The 24886-nt window shown below is 52.4% G+C and carries 23 protein-coding genes and 1 pseudogene; 16 read left to right on the top strand and 8 right to left on the bottom strand.

Annotated elements, in window-relative coordinates:
* Nucleotides 1-144 precede the first annotated feature (144 nt).
* The 6 genes from AKG43_RS01670 to rbbA all read left to right on the top strand — a co-directional run bounded on the left by AKG43_RS01670 (nucleotide 145) and on the right by rbbA (nucleotide 8909).
* Nucleotides 145-483 (top strand): hypothetical protein, encoded by a 339-nt coding sequence (locus tag AKG43_RS01670; RefSeq protein ID WP_054598835.1) that lies wholly within the window; start codon nucleotides 145-147, stop codon nucleotides 481-483.
* Between the two features lie 160 nt (nucleotides 484-643).
* Nucleotides 644-1651 (top strand): IS5 family transposase, encoded by a 1008-nt coding sequence (locus AKG43_RS01665; protein WP_054598834.1) that lies wholly within the window; start codon nucleotides 644-646, stop codon nucleotides 1649-1651.
* Between the two features lie 747 nt (nucleotides 1652-2398).
* Nucleotides 2399-4615 carry a TonB-dependent siderophore receptor gene (locus AKG43_RS01660; protein ID WP_054598833.1) on the top strand — a complete coding sequence of 739 codons (2217 nt, stop codon included), beginning with the start codon at nucleotides 2399-2401 and terminating at the stop codon, nucleotides 4613-4615.
* Between the two features lie 150 nt (nucleotides 4616-4765).
* On the top strand, nucleotides 4766-5446 hold the full coding sequence (locus tag AKG43_RS01655; RefSeq protein ID WP_054598832.1) for a Fe2+-dependent dioxygenase: 681 nt from the start codon (nucleotides 4766-4768) through the stop codon (nucleotides 5444-5446).
* A 320-nt stretch (nucleotides 5447-5766) separates the two neighbouring features.
* The gene (locus AKG43_RS01650) at nucleotides 5767-6069 is read left to right on the top strand and encodes a hypothetical protein (RefSeq protein ID WP_054598831.1); all 303 of its coding nucleotides are present in this window, start codon (nucleotides 5767-5769) and stop codon (nucleotides 6067-6069) included.
* A 56-nt stretch (nucleotides 6070-6125) separates the two neighbouring features.
* Nucleotides 6126-8909: a ribosome-associated ATPase/putative transporter RbbA gene (gene rbbA / locus AKG43_RS01645; RefSeq protein ID WP_054598855.1), complete on the top strand. Its 2784-nt coding sequence runs from the start codon at nucleotides 6126-6128 to the stop codon at nucleotides 8907-8909.
* Nucleotides 8910-8977: 68 nt separating this feature from the next.
* Here rbbA and rluD read toward each other — a convergent pair whose 3' ends face one another.
* Nucleotides 8978-10099, bottom strand: a complete 1122-nt coding sequence (gene rluD / locus AKG43_RS01640; protein WP_054598830.1) for a 23S rRNA pseudouridine(1911/1915/1917) synthase RluD — start codon at nucleotides 10097-10099, stop codon at nucleotides 8978-8980.
* Between rluD and AKG43_RS01635 the strand changes: the two genes are divergently transcribed.
* Together AKG43_RS01635 and AKG43_RS01630 are read left to right on the top strand one after the other, a co-directional pair.
* Complete coding sequence (locus AKG43_RS01635; RefSeq protein ID WP_054598829.1) at nucleotides 10098-10904, top strand: outer membrane protein assembly factor BamD; 807 nt, start codon at nucleotides 10098-10100, stop codon at nucleotides 10902-10904. The genes rluD and AKG43_RS01635 overlap by 2 nt on opposite strands.
* 243 nt (nucleotides 10905-11147) lie before the next feature.
* Nucleotides 11148-11399: a hypothetical protein gene (locus AKG43_RS01630; protein ID WP_054598828.1), complete on the top strand. Its 252-nt coding sequence runs from the start codon at nucleotides 11148-11150 to the stop codon at nucleotides 11397-11399.
* A 97-nt stretch (nucleotides 11400-11496) separates the two neighbouring features.
* Here AKG43_RS01630 and AKG43_RS01625 read toward each other — a convergent pair whose 3' ends face one another.
* The 5 genes from AKG43_RS01625 to AKG43_RS01605 form a co-directional block, all read right to left on the bottom strand.
* Complete coding sequence (locus AKG43_RS01625; protein WP_054598827.1) at nucleotides 11497-12639, bottom strand: NADH-dependent flavin oxidoreductase; 1143 nt, start codon at nucleotides 12637-12639, stop codon at nucleotides 11497-11499.
* 119 nt (nucleotides 12640-12758) lie between these two features.
* Nucleotides 12759-13376 (bottom strand): alpha/beta fold hydrolase, encoded by a 618-nt coding sequence (locus tag AKG43_RS01620; RefSeq protein ID WP_054598826.1) that lies wholly within the window; start codon nucleotides 13374-13376, stop codon nucleotides 12759-12761.
* Between the two features lie 146 nt (nucleotides 13377-13522).
* A complete protein-coding gene (locus tag AKG43_RS01615; RefSeq protein ID WP_054598825.1) occupies nucleotides 13523-14188 on the bottom strand; it encodes a glutathione S-transferase in 666 nt (221 codons plus the stop codon).
* A 47-nt stretch (nucleotides 14189-14235) separates the two neighbouring features.
* Complete coding sequence (locus AKG43_RS01610; protein WP_054598824.1) at nucleotides 14236-14589, bottom strand: DUF4298 domain-containing protein; 354 nt, start codon at nucleotides 14587-14589, stop codon at nucleotides 14236-14238.
* Between the two features lie 68 nt (nucleotides 14590-14657).
* Nucleotides 14658-15629, bottom strand: coding sequence for an HlyD family secretion protein (locus AKG43_RS01605; protein ID WP_054598854.1), 972 nt, complete (start codon nucleotides 15627-15629; stop codon nucleotides 14658-14660).
* Nucleotides 15630-15921: 292 nt separating this feature from the next.
* Here AKG43_RS01605 and cysT point away from each other — a divergent pair, with 292 nt between their 5' ends.
* The 4 genes from cysT (at nucleotide 15922) to uraH (ending at nucleotide 19326) form a co-directional block, all read left to right on the top strand.
* Complete coding sequence (gene cysT, locus AKG43_RS01600; protein ID WP_054598823.1) at nucleotides 15922-16758, top strand: sulfate ABC transporter permease subunit CysT; 837 nt, start codon at nucleotides 15922-15924, stop codon at nucleotides 16756-16758.
* Nucleotides 16759-16852: 94 nt separating this feature from the next.
* On the top strand, nucleotides 16853-17713 hold the full coding sequence (cysW, locus tag AKG43_RS01595; RefSeq protein WP_054598822.1) for a sulfate ABC transporter permease subunit CysW: 861 nt from the start codon (nucleotides 16853-16855) through the stop codon (nucleotides 17711-17713).
* Nucleotides 17710-18783, top strand: a complete 1074-nt coding sequence (locus AKG43_RS01590) for a sulfate/molybdate ABC transporter ATP-binding protein (RefSeq protein WP_054598821.1) — start codon at nucleotides 17710-17712, stop codon at nucleotides 18781-18783. The genes cysW and AKG43_RS01590 overlap by 4 nt, the downstream gene beginning before the upstream one ends.
* Nucleotides 18784-18915: 132 nt before the next feature.
* Nucleotides 18916-19326 carry a hydroxyisourate hydrolase gene (gene uraH / locus AKG43_RS01585; protein WP_054598820.1) on the top strand — a complete coding sequence of 137 codons (411 nt, stop codon included), beginning with the start codon at nucleotides 18916-18918 and terminating at the stop codon, nucleotides 19324-19326.
* 116 nt (nucleotides 19327-19442) lie between these two features.
* On the opposite strand, the gene AKG43_RS01580 is transcribed toward uraH, so the two are convergent.
* Entirely contained in the window at nucleotides 19443-19655 is a 213-nt protein-coding gene (locus AKG43_RS01580; RefSeq protein ID WP_054598819.1) for an NF038104 family lipoprotein, read from the bottom strand.
* Between the two features lie 22 nt (nucleotides 19656-19677).
* Nucleotides 19678-19992, bottom strand: a complete 315-nt coding sequence (locus tag AKG43_RS01575; RefSeq protein ID WP_054598818.1) for a hypothetical protein — start codon at nucleotides 19990-19992, stop codon at nucleotides 19678-19680.
* Nucleotides 19993-20088: 96 nt separating this feature from the next.
* Between AKG43_RS01575 and uvrB the strand changes: the two genes are divergently transcribed.
* The 4 genes and pseudogenes from uvrB (at nucleotide 20089) to AKG43_RS01555 (ending at nucleotide 24880) form a co-directional block, all read left to right on the top strand.
* Complete coding sequence (uvrB, locus tag AKG43_RS01570; RefSeq protein WP_054598817.1) at nucleotides 20089-22152, top strand: excinuclease ABC subunit UvrB; 2064 nt, start codon at nucleotides 20089-20091, stop codon at nucleotides 22150-22152.
* 53 nt (nucleotides 22153-22205) lie between these two features.
* On the top strand, nucleotides 22206-22793 hold the full coding sequence (locus tag AKG43_RS01565; protein ID WP_156300596.1) for a hypothetical protein: 588 nt from the start codon (nucleotides 22206-22208) through the stop codon (nucleotides 22791-22793).
* 310 nt (nucleotides 22794-23103) lie between these two features.
* Nucleotides 23104-23597, top strand: a pseudogene (locus AKG43_RS11995) (transposase).
* 134 nt (nucleotides 23598-23731) lie between these two features.
* Nucleotides 23732-24880, top strand: coding sequence for a YjgN family protein (locus tag AKG43_RS01555; protein ID WP_054598814.1), 1149 nt, complete (start codon nucleotides 23732-23734; stop codon nucleotides 24878-24880).
* Nucleotides 24881-24886 lie beyond the last annotated feature (6 nt).

The following is a 24886-nucleotide window of genomic DNA, read 5'->3' as shown; positions in this document are numbered from 1 at the left end:
TGACGGGGGTTGAAAAGGTATCATGCCGTCTGAAAAGCGTTTCACGCTTTTGCCCTATATCAAAAGGCCGTCTGAAAAATTCCTGCGTGAAAACAGGCAAAACTATAATTGCCTGTGTAATTTAATTTCACATGGGAGTGAACCGTGAAACAATATACGTTAGATCCCCACGCCCTGATCGGCGGCGTGATTTCGGAAGACAGCGACCAACAACTGGTACAGCTTTCTTTGCAAAAAAACAATGAAATTCCCACTTATGAAACCGATGCGATTGTGCTGCTGATAGTATTGAACGGCAGTGCGATGGTGTGCACCGAAAACGAGTCTATTGAAACCAAAGGCTTACAGGTAGTGCGTCTTGAACCCCATGAAGCGCACAGCATCAAGGCACTAGAAAACCACACCAACATACTGGTGATTAAACAGCTGACGCACGAGCTTGTGTTCAGCAAAAAACTACGCTTTGGCAGCTGCTGTCTTTAAAACCTTTCCCGTCATCCGACGCTTTTTTTTCTCTCGGCAGCCGGCCGAAATGCCTTCAAACAAGTGCGTTGATCAGCCATGCCGAGACCTTTGCAAAACCCTCAAAAATCCTCTAAATTCCCACTCACATCAAACTCCGGGAATTTAGAGGATTTTGTTCATGAGCAGCTTTTTACACACCGACGCCCTCAACCATATCGAAAAACATCTCGACCGCTTCCCCCTCATCAAACTCGACCGTATTCTTGACTGGACACCCATCGAACAATACCTCGCCGGCCGCAAAACCCGCTACGTGCGCGACAACGGCGGCCGTCCCGCCTATCCTTTGCTCTCCATGTTCAAAGCCGTCCTGCTCGGCCAATGGCACAGCCTCTCCGACCCCGAACTCGAATACAGCCTCATCACCCGCATCGATTTCCAACTCTTCTGCCGCTTCGACGACTTCCTCATTCCCGACCACGGCACCCTTTGCCGTTTCCGCAACTGGCTGGCACAAGACAACACCTTGGCCGAACTACTGGATCTGATTAACCGCCAACTGACTGACCAGGGCTTAAAAGTAGAGAAAGCATCCGCCGCCATCGTTGACGCCACCATTATTCAGACGGCCGGCGGCAAACAACGTCAGGCCATCGAAGTGGATGAAGCAGGCGTTGTCTGTGGCGAAACCACCCCCGGCAAAGACCCGGATGCCGGGTGGATCAAAAAAGACGGCCGCTTCCATCTGGGCTACAAACAACACACCCGTACCGATGCGGACGGCTATATCGAGAAACTGCACATCACCCCGGCCAATGCTCATGAGTGCAAACACCTGCTGCCATTACCGGCGGACATCGCAGAAGGCAGCACCGTCTATGCGGATAAAGGCTACGACAGCCGGGAGAACCGACAACATTTGGCAGCGTGCGGCTTGAAAGACGGCATCATGCAAAAAGCACACCGTGGCCGCCCGTTAAGCCAAGAGCAGAAAATCCGCAACGGCCGGCTGGCGAAAGTGCGCTATGTGGTGGAACAAAGCTTTGGTACGTTGCACCGCAAATTCCGCTATGGCCGGGCAGCCTATTTTGGGTTGGGCAAAGTGAGGGCGCAAAGCCACCTGAAGGCGATGTGTGTGAACCTGTTGAAGGCGGCCAACAGGATAGGTGTGCCTGTTGCTGCCTGAACAGGCAGGCAGTGCCTCATAATGAGGCACTTTAAGGGGACTTTAGGGGTAGCTTGTCTACTTTTTACGCAAAAACAGCCGGAACATGATGAAGCATGTTCCGGCTGTTTGTTGGCGTGGGGTTTTGCAAAGGTCTCATGCCGTAAAACCACTTACCGGTAACATAAATCGTAGGGCCGGGTTTATCATCCGCCCCTACTAAACTATAGTTAATCTGCTTTTAAATGGTACATACGTCATATTCGGGCTTGAGCCGAGTATTCCCTAAATTCGCTGAAACTCAAGATACTCGGGGCAAGCACGGGTATGACGGTTTTGTTATTAAACTTAAACCGTTTAACCGTCCAGCCGGGCAAACAGCATATCCGTAAAATTTTGCACTTATTCCTCAATCATTGACAAATAATTAGCTATCATTACAATACAAATGATTTTGGTTATCAAAATCTAAATAATCCATCTAAACAGGTTTAGATACTATTTTGGTTATCGGGAGCAACTTGAATTTAACCGACCGCATCCGTGCGCGTCTGCATAAGGCTTTAAGCCTTATATGATGTAGTGCCTGAAGCCGTCTGAAAACAACTGCCCAAATCGAGGCGGCATTTATTTTCAGACGGCCTCAAACAACCGTCAGCGCTGCACAGAACACAAGTTTTCTCTCTTACCCGATACGAAATTTGCAACACCCGTTTTATCTGATTCGTTTAACTTTATTTTCTTTCTACACATCAGGAGTTTTTCAATATGAGAAAAAAAGCCCAAGCAACCATGAGCGGCACCCGCAAACGGTCGATGACCCTCGGTGTCGGCCTACTCGCGGCGGCCATGAATCCGGCCTTTGCCGACGACCGGAACCAACCGGCACAATCCACCGAGCTTGAACAAGTTACCGTTAAAGGCAGCAAACCCATCCGCTCCGGCTATAAAGCCCCCAACACCACCATCGGCAAGCGTCTGCAAGACGTGCAAAACATTCCCCAAAGCGCAACGGTTATCAATCAACAGGTTATTCAGGATCAGGCCACTTCTGATTTGAAAGATGCCTTGAAAAACGCCGGTATTACTTTTCAAGCCGGAGAAGGCGGTCAAACCGAAGTGCCGATTATCCGCGGCATGCACGCGGGCGGCGATGTATATGACGACGGCCTGCGCGGTTCGGCAGCCGAGTTTAACAGCGACACCTTCAATACCGACCATATCGAAGTGCTGAAAGGCAGCTCTGCCGTATTATTCGGCCGAGGTGCAGCCGGCGGTGTGATCAACCAAGTGAGCAAAATGCCCTACACCGGCACCGGCGGCGACATTGCTTTAGGTGTAGGCAACCGCAAATACAAACGCTTAACCGGAGACTTCAACCATGCCTTCAACGATCATGTTGCCGTGCGCCTGAACATTATGGGTGAAGATAAAGATTCTTTCCGCAAACCCGCCGACAGCCGCAAATTCGGTATTGCCCCCAGCATTTCCATCGGCATGAATACCGATACCCAATTCGATCTGAGCTACAAATTTGAAAAATTGGATAAATTTCCCGATTTAGGCATACCCTACCGCAATACCGGCGAAAAAACGGCGGTCGCCGACGAACGTTTGATCAACCAAAACTTCGGCTACAAAGACATTGACTTTGAAAAACGCCGCAACCACACCGCAACGGCCAAACTTTCCCATAAATTCAGCGACAACATCAACGCCGCCAACACGTTGCGCTACGCCAAAACCGACTACGACTACCTCGTTTTGGCACCGCGCTGGAACGGCAGCCAAACACAAATCCGCCGCCAATTCGGCGATTACAAAAATATCAAATATGATTCGAACGTTTGGAGCAACCAAACCGATTTCAACTTCAAGTTCGACACCGGCCCCGTGAAGCACGACTTACTTGCCAACATCGAATTTACGCAGGAAAAACGCGACAACTATAACCGTTACGCCCGTTATTTCCGTAACGGCGTTCCCGTGCCGAACACCTCGAAAGACCCGAAAAGAGAATTGTTCGAAGGTGCTCCATACGATGTTGCTTCCGGCCGCTTTACCTCAAACGACCGCTTTACCGCCATACTCCATCCCGCACACAGCGGTACCCTAACCACGCGCACCATCGGCGTGGGCCTGAACGATATCGTTGAACTCACCCCCACGGTGAAGGCCATCGCCGGCGTGCGTTTCAACCGTATCAGAACAGACAACAAAGCCCTCATTCCCTCCAGAAACAACAAAACCGTCAAACGCACCGACAATATTTGGACCTACACCGGCAGCTTGATTTGGGACTACAAACCCGGCCATAACCTTTACGCCACTTACGGCACCGCAACCACACCCGTTGCCTACCGCGTTACCGGCCAGCCCGACGCATTGGAAGATGCCCAACTGGTTGCCGAGCCGGAAAAAACCCGCACCGTCGAAATCGGTACCAAAAACGCCTTCTTCGATGACGCACTAACGGTAAACGCCGCGTTGTTCCATACCAAAAAAACCCAGCAATACTACCGTGACGCCGGCTTTATCGACTGGGCAAAAGTATATGGTTTAGACGTAGAAGTGGCCGGACGCATCACCAACCGTTTGAACATGATCGGCAACATTATCGTCAGCAACGGTAAAATGAAAGCCACCAGCCCCTCTACCGAACAGCTTAACGGCCACTTCCCGGAGGCCGCAGCCAGGTTTACCGCCAACGCATGGGCCAACTACCGCATCACCGACAACGTGAACGCCGGTTTGGGCATCCGCCACGTCGGCAACCGCTACACGCATTCGCGCACTTCGGTCGTACAAAAACTGCCTGCCTATACCGCAGTCGATGCCATGGCCAGCTATGAAAAACGACGTTATCGCGCCCAGCTCAACGTAAACAACGTGTTCGACAAAAAACACTTTACCACCGGCCACCGCCAACAAGCTGTGCCGGGCGACCGCCGAACCGTGCTGGCAACCTTCGGTTATAAATTCTAAGTATTCCGCGTAGCACATCAGGCCGTCTGAAAACCTTTCCCCCAAACCTTTTCAGACGGCCTCTTTTACCAACCAAGCCGCTAAACTTAATATCTGCAACACTTCCTATATTAAGTTTATCGGTTTTTCAAAATCACAAGGAATATCATTATGTTGCTGCATATCGAAAACGTATTGACCGCCGAAGAACTCAACCATGCGCACCGTCTGCTCGCAGATGCACCGTGGAGCGACGGAAAAATCACCGCAGGCAAACAGTCGGGGCAAGTCAAAAACAACCTGCAACTGCCGCAAACAAGCGAAGCAGGCAAAGCCATGGCCGAACTGGTAAAAGCAGCCGTGCTGCGCAATGCCGAATTTTTCTCCGCCGCCCTGCCCCATACCGTTTTCCCGCCGCTGGTCAACTGCTACCGCGAAGGGCAAAGTTTCGGTAACCATATCGACAACGCCATCCGCAGCGACCCCTACACCGGCCGATGGATACGCACCGACGTATCCAGCACCCTGTTTCTCAACGACCCCGACGAATACGACGGCGGCGAACTCGTGATTGAAGACAACTACGGCAGCCACAGCGTCAAACTGGCCGCCGGCGACATGATCGTTTATCCCGCCACCAGCCTGCACCACGTCACCCCCGTTACCCGCGGACAGCGCATCGCCAGCTTTTTTTGGACACAATCCATGGTTGCCAGCGACGAAAAACGCACCATGCTCTTCGATATGGATCGCGCCATCACCTCCCTGCGCGCGCAACACGGCGAAACCGAAGAATCGGTATTGCTGACAGGCGTTTACCATAACCTGCTGCGCCAATGGTCGAACATCTGAACATACTTTCAGTCTAAGCGCTTGCCCCGCCGCACTCGAACACCGCCGGATTTTTAATCCCTCCGCAGAAAGAAACCGACTGTCTATCCAAAGCAGGCGCAACATCGCGCCTGCGATGCCGTTTTATCCGACCGATCATATAGTTAATTGAGATATTCTAAACCTATTGCGAAAGCTAAAATGATTGATACAGATTTGTTGCCGCTGTTAACCGTATGGGTATTGTGGAAAATTTTTCAGACGGCCTCAGTTTAAACAAGCAGACTGAAAGTCAGTCTGAAAACATTGCAAACCGCTGAATCAATAAGGAATAAAATATCATGGCCGAAAAATTGAACATTGGCACCGCCATCGCCTACCGTACGCTTGAGTTGGCAGGCAACCCCGAAGAGAAAGTAAACATTTTCATCGGCAAACCCGAAAAACTGCACGAAGAAGAATGGATTTGCCCCTACCGCATCGTCGGCGCGGGCAAAGACATCAATTTCCAAATCCACGCTCTAGACGGCATTCAAACCTTGCAACTTATCTGGAAAGTGATAGACGGTACACTTGCCGGCGCAAACTTGGCATTGTGCTGGCCGGGCGGTGATCCGTTTGCAGGCTTTGCCGAAGAGTATTGACGAAGGAAAAAGCCGTCTGAAACCCCAATACCTGTCTGCAAACAGAGTAAGCCATGATGAACAACCCCGCCATTACCCTCCGCTCCGTTTCCCACCGCTACGGCAAAACCGTAACGGCGCTGGACGATGTGTCGCTGACCATCCCGCGCGGGGTAACCGTCGGCTTAATCGGCCCCGACGGGGTGGGTAAATCGACGCTGTTGTCGCTGATTGCCGGCGTTAAAACCATTCAGACAGGCACGGTGGAGGTATTCGGGCAGAACATGGCCGGCAAAGCGGCGCGGCAGGCGTTGTCGCACCGTATCGCTTTTATGCCGCAGGGTTTGGGGCGCAATCTGTATCCCACTTTGAGCGTGTATGAAAACGTCGATTTCCATGCGCGGCTGTTTGGGCTGAATGCCGCCGAACGCAAGGCGCGCATCAGCCGGCTGCTGGAAGCCACCGGGTTGGCACCGTTCCCCGACCGCGCGGCGGGCAAGCTTTCGGGCGGGATGAAGCAGAAGCTGAGTTTGTGTTGCGCACTGGTGCATTCGCCCGATCTGCTGATTCTCGACGAGCCGACCACCGGTGTCGACCCGCTGTCGCGCCGCCAGTTTTGGGCTTTGGTGGACGAATTGCAGGCTGAAAGTGCGGGCATGACCGTAATCGTGGCCACCGCCTACATCGAAGAAGCCGAACGTTTTAGCTATCTGCTGGCGATGGACGACGGCAAGCTGCTGGTCAACAAGCCCACCCGCGAGGTGATGCGCGACAGCGGCGCCGCCACGTTGGAAGCCGCCTATGTGCAGATGCTGCCGTCTGAAAAGCAGCAGGGTTCGGGCGGGTTGGAGATGGTGCCGTTTGCGCCCGACCCCGCGTCTCCACCTGCAATCGAGGCACACGGTTTAACCAAGCGGTTCGGCAGCTTTACTGCGGTGGATCATGTGAGTTTTACGATTCAGAAAGGCGAAATCTTCGGCTTTCTCGGCTCCAACGGCTGCGGCAAATCCACCACCATGAAAATGCTCACCGGCCTGCTGGAAGCCAGCGAAGGCAAGGCCGAATTGCTGGGCCAGCCGGTCGAAGCGGGCAATATCCAAACGCGGATGCGCGTCGGCTATATGTCGCAGGCGTTTTCGCTGTATGAAGAACTAAGCGTGCGCGACAACTTGATGCTGCATGCGCGGCTGTACCAAATGGGTGCGGCGGGCAAACAGGCGGTGGCCGATGCGTTGGTACAGTTCGAGCTGGCGGAAGCGGCCGACATGAAACCCGCCGCCTTGCCTTTGGGCATCCGCCAACGGCTGCAACTGGCGGCGGCCTGCCTGCACAAACCCGAAGTGCTGATTCTCGACGAACCGACCTCCGGCGTCGATCCCGCCGCCCGCGACATGTTCTGGCGGCATCTGCTCAAACTCTCGCGCGAAGACAAAATCACCATATTTGTGTCGACCCACTTCATGAACGAGGCCGAACGCTGCGACCGCATTTCCTTCATGCACAAAGGCCGCGTGCTGGCGGTAGGCACGCCCGCCGAACTGGTGGCGCAATACCGTGCACCGAATCTGGAAGAAGCGTTTGTGCGCTATCTGCTGGATGACGAGGCACGGGAGAACGGGGCGGAAAGGCCGTCTGAAACATCGGTTTCCAATCAAACAAGCGATGCTGCCAATGTGCCTCTGCAACAGACAACCGACGATTCGGAGAGGCCGTCTGAAAACCCGCCGCCAACCGACACCCTCAAATATTGGCTGGCCGGCGTGCGCACGTTTGCCTTGCGTGAAGCCAAAGAATTGCTGCGCGACAAAGTGCGGCTGTTTTTTGCCTTGGCGGGGCCGGTGATTCTGATGTTGGCTTTATCGTGGAGTATTTCGTTTAACGTTAAAGACTTAACCTATATGTTGATTGACCGCGACCAAACCGTGGAAAGCCGCCGCCTAACGGAATATTTTTCCGGTTCGCCCTACTTTACCGAAAAAAAGCTGCCCGATACCGACATCGACACGGCTTTAAAAACCGCACAGGTTAAGCTGGTAATAGATATTCCGCCGGGCTTCGGGCGCGGGCTGCTGTCGGGCAACCGCCCTGAAGCGGCGTTTTATATAGACGGTGCGATGCCGTTCAACGCCAGCAACATCCAAGGCTATATCGGCGGCATTTTTGCGCTGTACGGGCAAGACTTGACACGCGAAACGGGGCTGACGTTGCCTCCGCCCGCGGCCAAAATCGAGCAGCGGTTTATGTATAACCAAGATTTTGAAAGCATTTTCGCCATCGCGCCGGGCGTATTGATGCTGGTGCTGATGTTGATTCCGGCAATGATGTCGGTGGTCGGGGTGGTGCGCGAACGCGAAATCGGGTCGATTTCCAACTTTTACACCTCTCCCGCCTCCGTGCCGCAATTTTTGCTCGGCAAGCAGCTGCCTTATATTGCGGTAGGCATGCTCAATTGCGCCATGCTGACGGCAATGATGGTGTTTTGGTTCGACGTGCCGATAAAAGGTTCTGCGGCCGCATTGTTTGCGGGAACGCTGTTGCTGCTGTGTGTTTCCACCGCGCTGGGGCTGCTGGCCTCAACCTTTGTGCGCTCGCAGGTGGCCGCCATCAGCCTGACCGCCATCATCATTATGATTCCGACTTTTAACTATTCGGGTTTTCTGAATCCGTTGTCGGCCTTGGAAGGCGGAGCATACTGGATGGGCAAACTGATGCCTGCTTCGTGGTTTCTCAATATCAGCATAGGCAGTTTTACCAAAGGTTTGGCATTTGGCGAGCTAACGCGCGAAATGACGGTGTTGGCCGTATTTTATGCTGTGTATTTTATTGCGGCCTGCTTGATTTTAAAGAAGCAGGAAAAATAGGCACAAAGTGTGAGGCCGTCTGAAACGGAAAACCCCGTATTCCAAAGCAGAAATACGGGGATAATTAATCAATCGCGCACATATACGACTTCTACGTCATAATCGTCGTCATCCCAATCGTCATCTTCTCCGTTGCCTATGCGTTGCTGCCACTCCTCTTCATGGCTCAAAGAAGAGTCCAAACCCGCTTCGAGGCGCAACACCGACAACAAGTGATACATATCTTCGGGTATCGGTGCTTCAAATGAAACCGTTTCACCGCTAACAGGATGTTCAAAACTTAAACGGTAAGCGTGAAGTGCTTGGCGCGCCAAACTTTTTACAGCGTCTTTGGCCATATCGGAGCAGGCATGGCGCGGATTGCCGTACACAGGGTCGCCTGCCAACGGGTGATTGGCTTCGCGCATATGAACGCGGATTTGATGGGTGCGGCCGGTTTCGAGTTTGCACTCGATATAACTGTGGTTGAGATAGCGTTCCAGCACTTTAACGTGGGTAACGGCCGGTTTGCCGCCGAACTTCACCACGGCCATTTTCAGGCGGTTGTGCGGGTCGCGCCCGATCAAGGTGTCGATTTTGCCGTCGAAAGGCACAATGCCGTTGGCTACCGCACGGTAAATTCTGCTGACTGTGCGCGCCTGAAGCTGTTGCACCAAGGCATTTTGGGCAGGCAGGGTTTTGGCTACCACCATCAAACCGCTGGTGTCTTTATCCAAACGGTGCACGATGCCTGCGCGCGGAATTTGGCTCAATTCGGGGCAATGCGCCAACAGGCCGTTGAGCAGCGTGCCCGTCCAGTTGCCTGCCGCCGGATGCACCACCAGCCCCGCAGGTTTATTGAGCACGATCACGGCATCGTCTTCATAAACAATGTCTAAATCCATAGGCTCCGGCGTGAAGGCTAGATTCTCTTCGCTCGGCCGCACCGTTACTGCGATATATTCGCCGCCTATCATTTTGTCTTTCGGCTGGGCCGCTTTTTCGTTTACCGTAACAGCCCCTTCTTTTATCCAAGAAGTCAGACGGCTGCGCGAATAATCCGGCAGCAGCTTGGCCAACACGGCATCCAAACGCATACCCGCCAAATCGAGCGGAACGGTTAAATTAATGCAAGTTTCTGCATCTGGGGCTGCCGCAAATTCCAAATCATCGTTATAATCGGCTTCATTTTCAAAGGAAGTGTTCTGCATGAAAAAAATTCTTTTAGTTATTTCATTGGGTTTGGCCTTGAGCGGCTGCGCCGGCACCAAAGGCACGATTGATAAAGACGCGCAAATCACTCAGGAATGGACGGTAGAAAAACTGTATGCTGAGGCTCACGACGAGTTAAACAGCAGCAATTATACGCGAGCCGTTAAGTTATACGAAATTTTGGAATCCCGCTTCCCCAACGGCCGCCACGCCCAGCAGGCTCAGCTTGATACGGCTTATGCCTACTATAAAGACGACGAGCCTGAAAAAGCGCTGGCCGCCATCGAACGCTTCCAACGCAACCATCCCCAGCATCCCAATATGGACTATGCCTTATATCTCAAAGGCTTGGTACTGTTTAACGAAGACCAGTCATTTTTAAACAAACTGGCTTCGCAAGACTGGTCGGATCGCGATCCCAAAGCCAACCGCGACGCCTATCACGCTTTTGCCCAATTGATCGAACGCTACCCCAACAGCAAATATGCCGCCGATGCAAGCGAACGCATGGCGAAACTGGTTGACGCTTTGGGCGGCAACGAAATCGCCGTGGCCCGCTATTACATGAAACGCGGCGCTTATTTAGCTGCCGTGAACCGTGCGCAAAAAATTGTCGAACGTTATCAAAATACCCGTTTTGTAGAAGAAGCTTTGGCGATTATGGAAGCCTCTTACCGCAAAATGGAAAAACCCCGGCTGGCCGACGATACCCGCCGTATTTTGGCACAAAATTTCCCCAACAGCCCTTATCTGACCAAATCTTGGTCCGACAGCAATATCCCTTGGTGGCGCTATTGGAAGTAAATTGAGCCGGATTGTCTGAATGATATAAAAGGCCGTCTGAAAACGTAAATCCGTTTTCAGACGGCCTTGTTCAATGAGGCAACCGCACCGTATAACCAATCAACACATTTTTAATACAAGGCAGATTTGCTTTTCTGATTGCCTCCAGAAAAAATGCCGATAGGTATCATGAAAAACAATATGTTAGATTATAGGCAACTGTTTCTGTTCCTTTTTCTCTCTGTCAACGGAAAGGAGCATGCCATGCGCCGTATGCATATCGGTTCTATCATTATCTTAATCTGCGGCCTGTCTGCCGTTATTCCCGGCCTGATGGTGCTGTTCGGCTTGGGCGGTTGGGTGCATGATTTGCTTGACCAGCCCATTGGTGCAATCGCTCTACTGGTTATCGGTGGCTCGTGTTTGCTGGCGGCATTCTTTCCGCTGGTAGCCACTTACCTTACCCGCAAAGAACAGGGCAAGCCGCCTTTTGAAGACGACGAAGCCGAAGAGTAAGGTTTCCAACAGGCATTTTTCAGACGGCATCATTCAATCATGCAGCAAAACTCAGGGCGGGCATTCTTGCCCGCCCTGCGCATGAAAACCTATCTAATCAAATATCCACAGGCTGCCAATCGGCACGGCCTTTAAGCGGCGGCAGGTATGCCAATCCCATTTGGCACTGCTGCCACAATCTTTCGGGAATGCGGTAGCGGTCGGCTTTATCGGGGTCGAGTTCGCATACGATTTCGGCTTCGCGGCCGCTTTCAATCAGTTCGACCAAATCGGGGTTGAGCAAAACGGTTTTACCCAATGCGATAAATTCCGCCCAGCCGGTTTGGTAGGCCGCCAAAATCTGCTCGGCGGTAAACAGGTTGCCTACGCCGATCAGGGGCAGTTTGCCGCCGATGCGTTGGTGTATCTGCTCGATGCGCGTCAGATTTGTATCGGCACCGCGACGGGCTTTTTTGTAGAAATCCCAGAGCGAAACGTGCAGGTATTGCAGCGGTTTTTGCACCAACGCATCAATCAATGCAAAAGTATCCTGCATGGTCAGGCCGTTGTCGCCGCCTTCTTCGGGTGAAAAACGGTAGCCGAGGATGAAATCGGGGCGGTTGTGTTTGCGGCGCACGGCATCAACGGCATCGACGACGGCCAGCGAGAAGCGCAGGCGGTTTGCCAAGCTGCCGCCCCATTCGTCGTCGCGGCTGTTGCTTTGGGCGGAAACAAACTGCTGAATCAGATAGCCGTTGGCGCCGTGGATTTCCACGCCGTCGAAACCTGCTTCGAGTGCCAACTCGGCGGCGCGGGCAAAGGCATCAATCAGGGCGCGGATTTCCGGTTCGATGAGCGCGCGCGAACCGCTGGCTTCGTCGCTTGACGGAGCCACTTTGTCGGCACCGTTCAATAAATCGGCAGAGGCTTGAATACCGCCGTGATGAAGCTGCAAAACCGCTTTCGCGCCTTGTTCGTGAGCAATCTGCGCCACTTCTTTCAAGCTCGGCAAATGTTCGGTGCCGACGGCTTCAGGCTGACCGGCAAAGGCTTTACCTTCGGGCGACACCAGCGTGGCGGCGGAAATAAAGAGGCCGAAGCCTTTGAAACGGTTGTTCAAAAACAGGCGCTCTTCCGGGCTGATGTTGCCGTCGGGCAGAGAAGCCCAATGCGTCATCGGCGCAACGGCCAAGCGGTTTTTAATGACCGTGCCGTTGTTGAGTGTGTAAGGTTGGAAAAGCGGGGTGTATTTGGGGTTCATTATGTATCACTTTCTTGTCGTTCAAACGGGTATAGTCAATCAACTTGATTTCTACTACGGCGTTGCTGCGGCTTGCTGTCTTGTATTAAAAATAAGTCGATTGCCCATTAAGTAAAATTTCAGACGGCCTCATTCAAATAATCGCGAACCAGCGCCGCTACTTCCACTGCATGAGTATGTGCCACATCGTGCCTGCCATTCGGTATCACTGTCAGCTCGGCATTCGGCAATGCCTGCTGCAAAAAACGTCCGACGGCGGGCGGGCTAATGGGATCATCACCGCCCCAAATCAGCAGCACGGGCACTTGAATTTCGGCAAAATCCGGCGACAAATCGCAATCTGCTTCTACAAACCATGTCGGCAGCTGCGGCTGTTCCAACAGATAAGCTCTGCGCCAATCTTCCGCACCGAAAGCCGATACATCCATGCCGCCCGATGTGGCAACCAATACCAAACCACACACTTGCTCGGGCTTACGCAAAGCCGCCTGCATGGCAATAATGCCGCCCATCGATTGTGCTACCAGCACGGTAGGCTCTTGAATGTTTGCCAATACCCAGTCGCACAAACCGGCAAAATCCTGAACGGCGGGGAGAGGAGGCTGTCCGGCAAATTCAGGATAAGTCTGTACGGTACAGCGGCAATCCGACGGCATCAAATCCGCCACCGGCTGCCAAAATGCCGGATCACCCGACGCTCCGGGTAAAAACAAAATGGATTTGTTTCGGCTATTCACAATTGAATCTTCCTTGTGGTGGTCGTTAAGGGCAATTTGCCGCCGATGTGTTGGTATATCTGTTCGACGTACGTCAAATTTGTGCCGGTTCCACGGCGGGCAGGGATACCCGCCCTACCCACAAAAATTTTCAAACAGGCACGGCATCACAGCAATTCCAGTTTCCCGATGCGCTCTTGCGCCCGTTGGTAGGCGGGGTCGTTTTCAATGCGACGCACATAGGCGGCGATATTCGGCAGGTTCAGCGGCGTGCGCGACACGGCGGCCTGCAAAGGAAAACCCATCATAATGTCGGCACCGCTGATTTCTTCGCCCAGCAGCCAAGTGCGGCCTTTTAGCTTGTTTTCAACAAATTCCAGATGCAGTTTGAGCTGTGGATTCAAAAACGACTCGCGCACGCCGTCGGTAATCTTGCGGGCAACGGGTTTGGCGAAAAACGGCATTTTGCGCGTTTCGATTTTGCGGAACACCAGCGACATCACCAGCAGCGGCATCAGAGAACCTTCGGCATAATGCAGCCAAAACAGATATTCGGGATAAGCCGCGCTGTTTTCAGACGGCCTCAAGGCTGTTTCCTGCCCGTAGCGTGTGATCAGGTATTCGACAATCGCGCCGCTTTCGGCCAGCACCAAGCCGTTGTCGTCTATCAGGGGCGATTTGCCCAGCGGGTGAATACGGCGCAGGCTGTCGGGCGCAAGCGAGGTTTCGGCATCGCGCGCGATCACTTCCGCGCGGTACTCCACGCCGAGCAGTTCGAGCAGCCACGCGATACGGTAGGCGCGGGATTGTTTGAGTGCGTATAGGGTAATCATGGCGTAGTTCCTTTTCGTTTCATGCCGCTTTCAAACAGGCATGGTTTTCAGACGGCATCATCCCCGCCATTCCTATCCAACACCGCCACAGCCGAGCGCAGCCGCTGCCAAGCGAGGCCTTGTTGGTCGGTAAAGGCGTTCCACAGCGCATCTTCGCTCATGATGCTGTATTCGCCCTGCGTGTGCAGGTTCACGTCGAGCCCGTTTTCGAGCGCTTGGTGGTAGCGGCTGTATTCGCCTTCAAAGTAAAACTGCGCCAGCTCGCGCATGATGGCTTCGCCGTGCAGCCAGTCTTGATGGGCGGCTTCGAGTTTGGGAAGCAGCTGGGTCCATTCGCGGTAGAGTTTCTGAATATGGTCGATGCGCGCCTGTGCTTCGGCTTGATTCGGCAAGTCGGTCATGGGGTATCCTTTCTGTTCTGTGTTGGTGTGGAATCGTTTTGTTGCAGTATTTGGGCATTGGGACGGCGTTATTGCGGCAGCTTAACCGCCAATTCAGACGGCCATTGGGCCGCATCGTCGGTACGCACATAGCCGTTGCCCGTCATACCGCCTTTGAGCAGACCTTTATATTTCAGCGCAGTGTCGGCGGGGATTTTCAGCTTGACGCGGAACACCAATTTTTCGCGCTCGTTTTGTGTTTCCACCGATTTGGGCGTGAATTGGGCATCGGTGGCGATAAAGCTGATTTTGGCGGGGAACACTGCTTTCACGCTGTCGAGCACAATCCGCGCTTCTCCGCCCACTTTCAGACGGCCTGCTTCGGCATTCGGCAGAAAAATGTTCATCGACACATCGGCCGGATCAAGCAGGCTCACCACTTTGCTGCCCGCGGCAATCACGCTGCCTGTTTCGGCGATTTTGTATTCCACCCTGCCCGCTTTGGGGCTGCGGATGGTCATGTCGTCATTGGCCGAAGCCGCTTGGTTAATCTGCGCCTGAGCCGCCGCCACTGCCGCCACCGCTTCGGCACGGGCGGCGCGGGCGGCGCGCACGGAGGCCGCCGCACCGTCGCGCGCGGCCAGCCGTTTGCTTACTTCTGCCGACGACACCAATTCGTCGCGCTTCAAACTTTGGGCATTGCCCAATTCCATTTGCGCCACTTTCTGCTGCTGCTCGTAAGCTTTGATTTCGGCATCCGCCCGCGCCACCGCTTCCTGCGCGCGCTGTTTCTGGGCTTTGGCGGCTTCAAGCTGGCTGCTGCTGGTTACAGAAGAAAGCTCGGCCAATACGTCGCCCTCTTTCACTTCGCTGCCTTCGTCCACCAATACCGCCTGCACCCGCCCCGGATACAGGCTGGCAATGTCAAAGCGGTTCAGCTCCAAACGGCCGTTGGATTGGGCGAAGCCCTGCGGCAGGCCGTCTGAACCGTTTTTGCACGAAACATACACCCCTCCCGCCACTACCGCAGCGGCAATCAAAGCCACGATTATTTTTTTCATGAATTTTCCTGCCATCAATGATTTCGGATACCGGGGCAATGTGCGCCATGCAGAAACGCCGCATTCGGCGGCATCAACATACATCCGGTAAATCGTTTGCAACTTAAACCAATTAACCGTGCGGGGCAAGCCGTTTAACAATCCCGAACAACCTCTACGCCGCACACCCATACGCCCCCGCCCGCCGCCGGTTATAACAAAATCATCTTTAATTAAAACCAACCATTCTTTCCCTTTTTCAGACGGCCTGTATAGAGTTGCACCATACGATAACTGCAATCAAGCCACGACTATGCTTCTGCTCAAAACCCCCAGCGTGTTACCCGGTTTCAAAATCAGCCTCGGCCTCACCGTATTGTGCCTGTCGCTTTTGGTGGTGCTGCCGTTTGCCATGATGGCCGTTAAAGCGGGCGAAATCGGTTGGACGGCCTTTTGGCAAACCATCTCCGAGCCGAACGTGCTGGCGGCGGTGTGGCTCACGTTGCGGATGTCGTTTTACGCCATGCTCACCAATATCGTGTTCGGCACTTTGGTGGCGTGGGTGCTGGTGCGCTATGAGTTTCCCGGCAAAAGCATCGCCAATGCGCTGGTGGACTTGCCGTTTGCGCTGCCGACGGCGGTAACCGGCATTGCGCTGGCCACGCTGTATGCGCCCAACGGCTGGCTGGGGCGGTGGTTTGAACCGCTGGGCATCAAAATCGCGTTCACACCCATCGGCATTTGGATTGCGCTGGTGGTGGTGAGCCTGCCGTTTATCGTGCGGGCGGTGCAGCCGGTGTTGGAAGAATTGTCGGGTGAATATGAAGAAGCGGCGGCCACGCTGGGTGCAAACCGCTTCACCACCTTCCGCCGCGTGCTGCTGCCCGAAATCGCCCCCGCCCTGCTCACCGGCGCAGGCATGATGTTCGCACGGGCAACCGGCGAATACGGCTCGGTGATTTTTATCGCGGGCAATATCCCGATGGTTTCCGAAATTCTGCCGCTGGTGATTACCGGCAAGCTGGAGCAGTTCGACGTGCAGGGCGCATCGGCGGTGGCTTTGTTTATGCTGATGATTTCGTTTGTGATTCTGTTTTTGCTGAACATCGGTCAATGGGCTTTGAGCAAACGTGCCGGCGCAAAAGTTTGAATATTCAGGCCGTCTGAACCGTGTTTAGATATTCATTTTCAGACGGCCTCTTTATCCATTTTGAAAATCAATCAAAACCAAACCTAAAAAAACCATGAAAACCAATCCGCCCAACCCCAACCTGACCGAACCGCGCTGGCTGCGGCTGACACTCATCACGATTGCGCTGGCGTTTCTGCTGCTGATGCTGGTGGTGCCGCTGGCCGCCGTGTTTTACGAAGCCCTAAAAGGCGGCTGGGATTTATACGTCCAATCCATTACCGACCCCGAAGCATGGTCGGCCATCAAGCTCACGCTGATTACCGCCGCGATTGTGGTGCCGGTTAACGCCGTGTTGGGCGTGGCGATGGCTTGGCTGCTTACCCGCTTTAACTTCCGCGGCAAGCAGTTGCTCACCACCCTGCTCGACTTGCCGTTTTCGGTGTCGCCCGTGGTGGCAGGTTTGATGTTCGTGCTGCTGTTCGGCGCACACACCGCGCTCGGCGGCTGGCTCGAAGCGCAAGGCATTCAGATTATTTTCGCGATTCCCGGCATTATTCTTGCCACGCTGTTTGTTACCTTTCCGTTTGTTGCCCGCGAACTGATTCCGCTGATGCAGGCGCAAGGCGACAGCGAAGAACAGGCCGCCTTAATTCTCGGCGCAAGCGGCTGGCAGATGTTTTGGCGCGTAACCCTGCCCAACATCAAATGGGCGCTGCTCTACGGCATCATTCTCACCAACGCCCGCGCGATGGGCGAATTCGGCGCGGTGAGCGTGGTTTCGGGGCACATCCGCGGTGAAACCAACACCATTCCGCTGCTGGTGGAAATTTTCTACAACGAATACAACTTTACCGGCGCATTCGCCCTATCCGGTATTTTGGCATTGCTGGCACTCGCCACCCTTGCCGTGCAAAACATCATCACCCGCATTCAAGAACGCAAACTCGCCGCTGCCGAAAGGAACGCCACATGAGCATCACCATTCAAAAACTCAACAAACACTTCGGCTCATTTCACGCCCTCAACAACATCAATCTCAACGTGCCCACCGGCAAACTCGTGTCGCTGCTCGGCCCGTCCGGCTGCGGCAAAACCACCCTGCTGCGCATCATCGCCGGTTTGGAAAACGCCGACAGCGGCAGCATTCTGTTCGACGGCCAAGACGTTACCCGCAAACATGTGCGCGAGCGCAAAGTCGGCTTCGTATTCCAGCATTACGCCCTGTTCCGCCACATGAACGTATTCGACAACATCGCCTTCGGCCTTACCGTATTGCCCAAATCCGAACGTCCCGGCAAAGAAAAAATCCGCGCCAAAGTGGAAGAATTATTGCAACTCGTGCAGCTTTCGCATCTGGCCAAAGCCTATCCGCACCAGCTTTCAGGCGGCCAACGCCAACGCATCGCTCTCGCCCGCGCGCTGGCAGTCGAACCCAAGCTACTGCTGCTCGACGAACCCTTCGGCGCGCTCGATGCCAAAGTGCGCAAAGAGCTGCGCAAATGGCTGCGCGACATCCATCACGAACTCGGCGTAACCAGCATCCTCGTTACCCACGACCAAGAAGAAGCCCTTGAAGTATCGGACGAAATCGTCGTAATGAACCATGGCAGAATCGAACAGACCGGCACCGCCGAAAGCCTCTACCGCCAACCCGAAAACGCCTTCGTAACCGAGTTTTTGGGCGAAACCGATGCCTTTGAAGGCAGAATAGAAAAAGGCGAATGGCATTACAACGGTTTCAGATGGCCTTTAGACAACACCCGCAAATGGCAGGAGCAAACCGCCACCGCCTATGTGCGCCCGCACGAATGGGCGGTAGCCGAAAACGGTGCAACGCCGATGCTGAGCGCACCGATTGAAACCATCCACTCCGCCGGCGCGCTCACCCATCTCACCCTTAAAGAAAACAAGCGCGACGTTCATATTACGTTTGCCGACAGCGACGCCGCCCGCCTCGGCTTGTCCGGCGGGCAAAATCTCGCGCTCGTGCCCAAGCAGCTGTATATTTTTTCGCAGAACGAATTGATTGATTTTGCGATTTAAAGCATTAATCGTCCGAGATAATGTTGCAAGATTATTTTTGCCCTAAGGCCGTCTGAAAACGGCTTGCGGTGGGCTTCACTCCAATCATTTACTTTGATTTCATGTATTTTCTACTCAACAAGGAAGCGAGCTATGAAATTTAAAACCATGCTTTTTATCGGTTTGACCGGCTTGGTATCTTCGGCATTCGCCGCCGACAATTATCAATTGAGCACCCATATTTTGGACATCAACAAAGGCAAGCCTGCACCTGATGTCAGCGTAGAGCTTTATAAATTGGGCAACAACGGCCAATGGCGTGAAATTGCCGAAAACAAAACCGACAGCAACGGCCGGATCAAAAACTTTTTGCCGTTAAAACCCGGTGCCGACAATAAAGGCATCTATAAACTCAAATTCAAAACCAAAGAATATTTCGCCAAAAACAAAGTCGATAATTTCTATCCGTTCGTCGAAGTTTCTTTCGAGTTGAAAGACAACAACCATTACCATGTGCCGATCACTCTTTCGCCCTTCGGTTACTCCACCTACCGCGGCAGCTAACCGCCAAGCGGCGGGATAACAACCGGCATTAAACAGGGGCAGACTATCCGTCTGCCCCTTCTGTTCGGCGTTTGACTGCAAATGCACAATAAGCCCTTCGCAAAACACCCAAACGGTTACGGCTGCTGCGAAGATTTTTTCTTATCTTTTTCTTCTTCGTCATCTCCGTCGGGAATCGCCGCACGCACCACCGCGCCCGTTCCTTTCACCACCACTTTGCCCGCGGTTAACACCGTTGTCGCCGCCAAATCGGCAGCGGCCGCCACCACGCAGCCGTTCAACAACAGGCACACCGCCGCAGCCAACAGCAATTGTTTTACCGGTTTCATATTTCAATGCCTGCAATATTCATCATTTATCGTGTTCATGATCTTCTGCACAAGCAGCAAGCCAAGCATCGTCGTCGCCGTCGAACTCTTCCACTTCGTCAAACTCGCCGTTTTCCGCCAGTGCTACCAATTCTTCCAAATCGTGTGCGCCTTCCACCCAAAAGCAGGGAATATCCGGTGGCGTATCCGGCGAGAGCACGGCGGCCAAGCCTTCATGCCAAGCCAACCAATAACCGTTGGCCGTCTGAACAAATTGCGCGTCGGGGTGGATGCTTTCGCCTTCAGTGTTCACCAACATGCGTTCGGCGATTTCTGCTTGAAAGGGCAGTATTTTCATTGTGAGATCCGTTAAGGTTTGGAAATAGCAAGCATTATAACAAAGGCCGTCTGAAAACGAGGCGGCAGCTTTTCAGACGGCCTTTGTTATAATGCTATGTTTCTGTTTTTAATAAAGCCGGGCCGCATCATGCAAGTGATCCAATTTGAAAATTCCCCCTTCAAACTCCACCAGCCTTTCCCGCCCGCCGGCGACCAGCCCACCGCGATTGCCGGCCTGCTTGAAGGGCTTTCAGACGGCCTCGCTTACCAAACCCTGCTCGGCGTCACCGGCTCGGGCAAAACCTATACCATGGCCAACGTGATTGCCCAAAGCGGCCGCCCTGCCATCATCATGGCGCACAACAAAACACTGGCGGCGCAGCTTTATGCCGAGATGCGCGAGTTTTTCCCCGAAAACGCGGTGGAATACTTCGTTTCCTACTACGACTATTATCAGCCCGAAGCCTATGTGCCGTCGCGAGATTTATTTATCGAAAAAGATTCCGCGATTAACGAACACATCGAGCAGATGCGCCTTTCCGCCACCAAAAACCTGATGACCCGCAACGACGTGATTATCGTCGCCACCGTGTCCGCCATCTACGGTATCGGCGACCCCACCGAGTACCAGCAAATGGTACTTTCCGTAAAAGAAGGCGACACCATCGAGCAGCGCGACATCATCTCCACCCTCGTTTCCATGCAATACGAGCGCGGCGAAATGGATTTCAAACGCGGCTCCTTCCGCGTGCGCGGCGACGTAATCGACGTGTATCCCGCCGAAAGCTCCGACAACGCTTTGCGCATCAGCCTGTTTGACGACGAAATCGACCGCCTCGACCTCTTCGACCCGCTTACCGGCGGCAACATCCAGCGCGTCGGCCGCTACACCGTGTTCCCCTCCAGCCACTACGTTACCCCGCGCGACACCGTGCTGCGCGCCTGCGAAAGCATTAAAGAAGAACTGCGAGAACGCATTGATTTCTTTACCCAAGAAAACCGCCCCGTCGAAACCCAACGCATCGAACAGCGCACCCGCTTCGACCTTGAAATGCTCTACGAAATGGGTTTCTGCAAAGGCATCGAAAACTACTCGCGCCACTTTTCCGGCAAAAAAGAAGGCGAACCGCCGCCCACGCTGATGGATTATCTGCCCGATAACGCCATCATGTTTATCGATGAAAGCCACGTTACCGTGACCCAAATCGGCGGCATGTACAAAGGCGACGCCAGCCGCAAGCAAAACCTCGTCGATTACGGCTTCCGCCTGCCTTCCGCCCGCGACAACCGCCCACTCAAATTCCACGAATTTGAAAAAATCATGCCGCAAACCATCTTCGTTTCCGCCACGCCCGCCAAATACGAAGAAGAACACGCCGGCCAAGTGGTCGAGCAAGTCGTGCGCCCCACCGGCCTCGTCGATCCGCAAATCGAAATCCGCCCCGTCGCCACCCAAGTGGACGACTTACTCAGCGAAATCAACGACCGCATCGCAAAAGGCGAGCGCGTACTCGTTACCACCCTCACCAAACGCATGGCCGAACAGCTCACCGATTATTACAGCGAACTCGGCATCAAGGTGCGCTACCTGCATAGCGACATCGATACCGTAGAACGCGTTGAAATCATTCGAGATTTACGCCTCGGCCTGTTTGACGTGCTCGTCGGCATCAACCTTTTACGCGAAGGCTTGGACATTCCCGAAGTTTCACTCGTCGCCATCCTCGATGCCGACAAAGAAGGCTTCCTGCGCAGCCACCGCAGCCTCATCCAAACCATAGGCCGCGCCGCCCGCAACGTAAACGGCGTCGCGATTCTGTATGCCGACAAAATCACCGATTCCATGAAAGCTGCCATCGACGAAACCGAACGCCGCCGCGAAAAACAGATTAAATTCAACGAAGAACACGGCATCGTGCCGAAGCAGATTACCAAACAGGTAAAAGACATCATCGACGGCGTGTACCACGACGATTCAGGCAGCCCCAAAGGCAAAGGCCGTCTGAAAAACAAAGTGAAAGTGGGCGAAATCCACACCGAAGAAGACGCCATTAAAGAAATCGCCAAACTTGAAAAAGCCATGCAGCAAGCGGCGAGGGATTTGCAGTTTGAAGAAGCGGCGGTGTTGAGGGATAAGATTCGGGGGATTAAAGAAGGGTTGTTGTTTGGAGCGGAGTGAAATTGATATTGAAACGGTATCTTTAATTTTTATTTAAAATGATAGAGGTCCATATGAATATGAAAGATGGTTTTTTTGTGGCTATTATAGCTGCTTTGACTTCAGTTGTGCTATGGAGTTTGAATTATTTTGTAATTGAAAAACCAAGGATTAAGCTTGATGAACAAAGGATGTCATTAGATATGTTAAGAGAGCAAATTAATCAAAAGGATAAAGAAATTAGCTTAAAAGAAAAGCAAATGCAATTCATGCAAGATGGAGTTATGTTGGTAAAAGTCGAAAAAGTTGAATGTTATAAAATTCGACGTCTATCTGTTAATACTGCTTTTATTTGGTATGAATGTAGTTTTGTAAACAAGTCCAAGAGGCCGGTATCTACTCATCTAAAAAAAGAGAATTTTTCCCTAGAGCAGTTTAATGGTGATAAATTTATTAAATATAAACAGGATGATAAATATCTTTATGTGGATGAGATTGTAAATGTAACTAATATTACTCCTGACGGTTCAGGAATTATTCGGTTTAGACTCGGTAGTAAAGACAAAAAATATCAGATTTCAAGTTTTTTATCTAACCAACAAATAGTAGTTAACATCCCTTTTGCTATTGATAGGCTATATATTGATAATGAAAGAAAATAACCCCTATATTGCTAATCATATTGATAGAGAGGCAAATCTATCTTTATCAATACGATTGCGTGAGTAGCTAGCAAGCGTAGTCGGATACTTGTATCCGACACAACGGTTGGTATTGCCAAAACGTTCAATCATTTTGATGATGCATAAATGTCGGATTCAAGCAAGCGTAGGTCGGATACTTGTATCCGACACAATGGTTGATATTGCCGAAAAGTTCAATCATTGTGATGTTGCATAAATGTCGGATTCAAGTATCCGACCTACATCTTGTATCATTTGTATGGGTTAATTCGTATAACAAGGGAAAACCATGCGCTACCGTCGGTATTACCGTGCGAGCGGAACGTATTTCTTTACGCTGGTGGCGCATAACCGCCAACGGATTCTAACCGGTGATGCGGTGCGTTCGGCCTTGCGTGAGGCTGTGTTGGCGGTACGGGAAAAATACCCGTTTGAAATCGCGGCATGGGTGTTGATGCCCGATCATCTGCATACTATTTGGCATCTGCCTGAAAACGATGCGGATTTTCCGAACGCTGGCGGCAAATCAAAAGGCACAGCCAATATTTAATCGGTGCCGACACGCGTTTATGGCAGAAGCGGTTTTGGGAGCATGCTATTCGTGATGAAGCGGATTTTGCCCGTCATTTCGATTATGTGCATTTCAATCCGGTGAAACACGGCCATGTGTCAAAGGTATCGGATTGGCCGTTTTCTACCTTTCATCGCTATGTAAAGCAAGGCATTTATCCGCTAAATTGGGGCGGGAATGGCTCTGATTTTGTGGTGGCGTATGATTCATGAAGGTGTCGGATTCGGGAATCTAACCTATGGGGTGATCAATTAACGAGGCCGTCTGAAAATTCAGACGGCCTTTGCTGTATCCGATAAATTTTTATTTTATAATTCGATGTTTTTATTTTAATGGTGGGGAAGATATGGCGGAAGTATTTGACAATAGGCCTTATCCGGATGGTGGACATAGTGCCGGGGCGGATGGTGTGTTTGTGCAGGCGGAGGATTCGCTTCCGTCTAATGGTTTCGGCGGGAACGTTAGCCGCCATTGGCGCTTTGATTTTCACGGTACGGCCAATGAATATTTTAAGATTTGGATTGTGAATCTGTTTCTATCCGTGATTACTTTGTCGTTTTATTCTCCGTGGGCTAAGGTGCGGCGTTTGCGTTATTTCTACGGTAATACGGTGCTGGGACAGGATAAATTTGATTTTACGGCGATTCCTGCCCGTATTTTGATCGGGCGGATTATTGCTACGGTTTTGTTTGTGGCATTTTCGCTTTTATCCAATATTGATCCGATGTATTCGAGTGCGGTTTTGTTGTTGGCATTTGCGCTGATGCCGTGGCTGGTGCGCTCGACCATGCGTTTCCGTGCGCGTAATACGAAATACGGCAACAGCCGTTTTTATTTTTCGGCAACGATGGGGCAGTCTTATTGGGTGTTGGCAAAATGTGCGGTGGTGACGGTTTTGGGCGCGGGCTTGCTGTATCCTTTGGCGCTTTATTGGTTTAAGTCTTATCAAATCAAGCATTTACATATCGGTAATTTGCGCTTTAATCTGAATACGGGTGTGGGCGGTTTTTATGGCGCGGTGTTGAAGCCTTTGCTGTTTATCGTGTTGTTGGTTGCGGCGGCGGTGCTGGTTTTGTTCGGTATGGGTTATGTGTCGGATTTGGGCTATGTGTTGTCGGATCGGGTGGTGTTTCCGCTGGTGTATCTTTTGATTATGCTGCCTTATATTGCTGTGTTGGGCTTTTTTATACCGCTGACGCAGGGTTATCTGTTCCGCGCAACTTGGCAGGATGTGAGTGTGGGCAACAGCCGTATTACGACTGATTTGAACCCGTATAAATACGCTTTGATTAAATTGACCAATTATATTGCGGCTGTCTTTACGCTGGGTTTGCTGCTGCCGTGGGGTGCGGTGCGTTTGTACCGCTATCAGGCGCAGTCTTTGCAGGTTGAGTTGCAGGATAATCCGCAAGATTTGATGAATATGGCTCAAAATGATCCGGATGCTATCGGTGAAGAAATCGCCGACGTGTTTGATATCGATATTTCACTTTAAGGCTGC

Origin of the sequence: Neisseria sp. 74A18 (assembly GCF_001308005.1) — a bacterium.
Lineage (GTDB): Bacteria > Pseudomonadota > Gammaproteobacteria > Burkholderiales > Neisseriaceae > Neisseria > Neisseria dumasiana.
The sequence above is the reverse complement of the archived record's forward strand: the minus strand, read 5'-3'. Positions and strand labels throughout refer to the sequence as shown.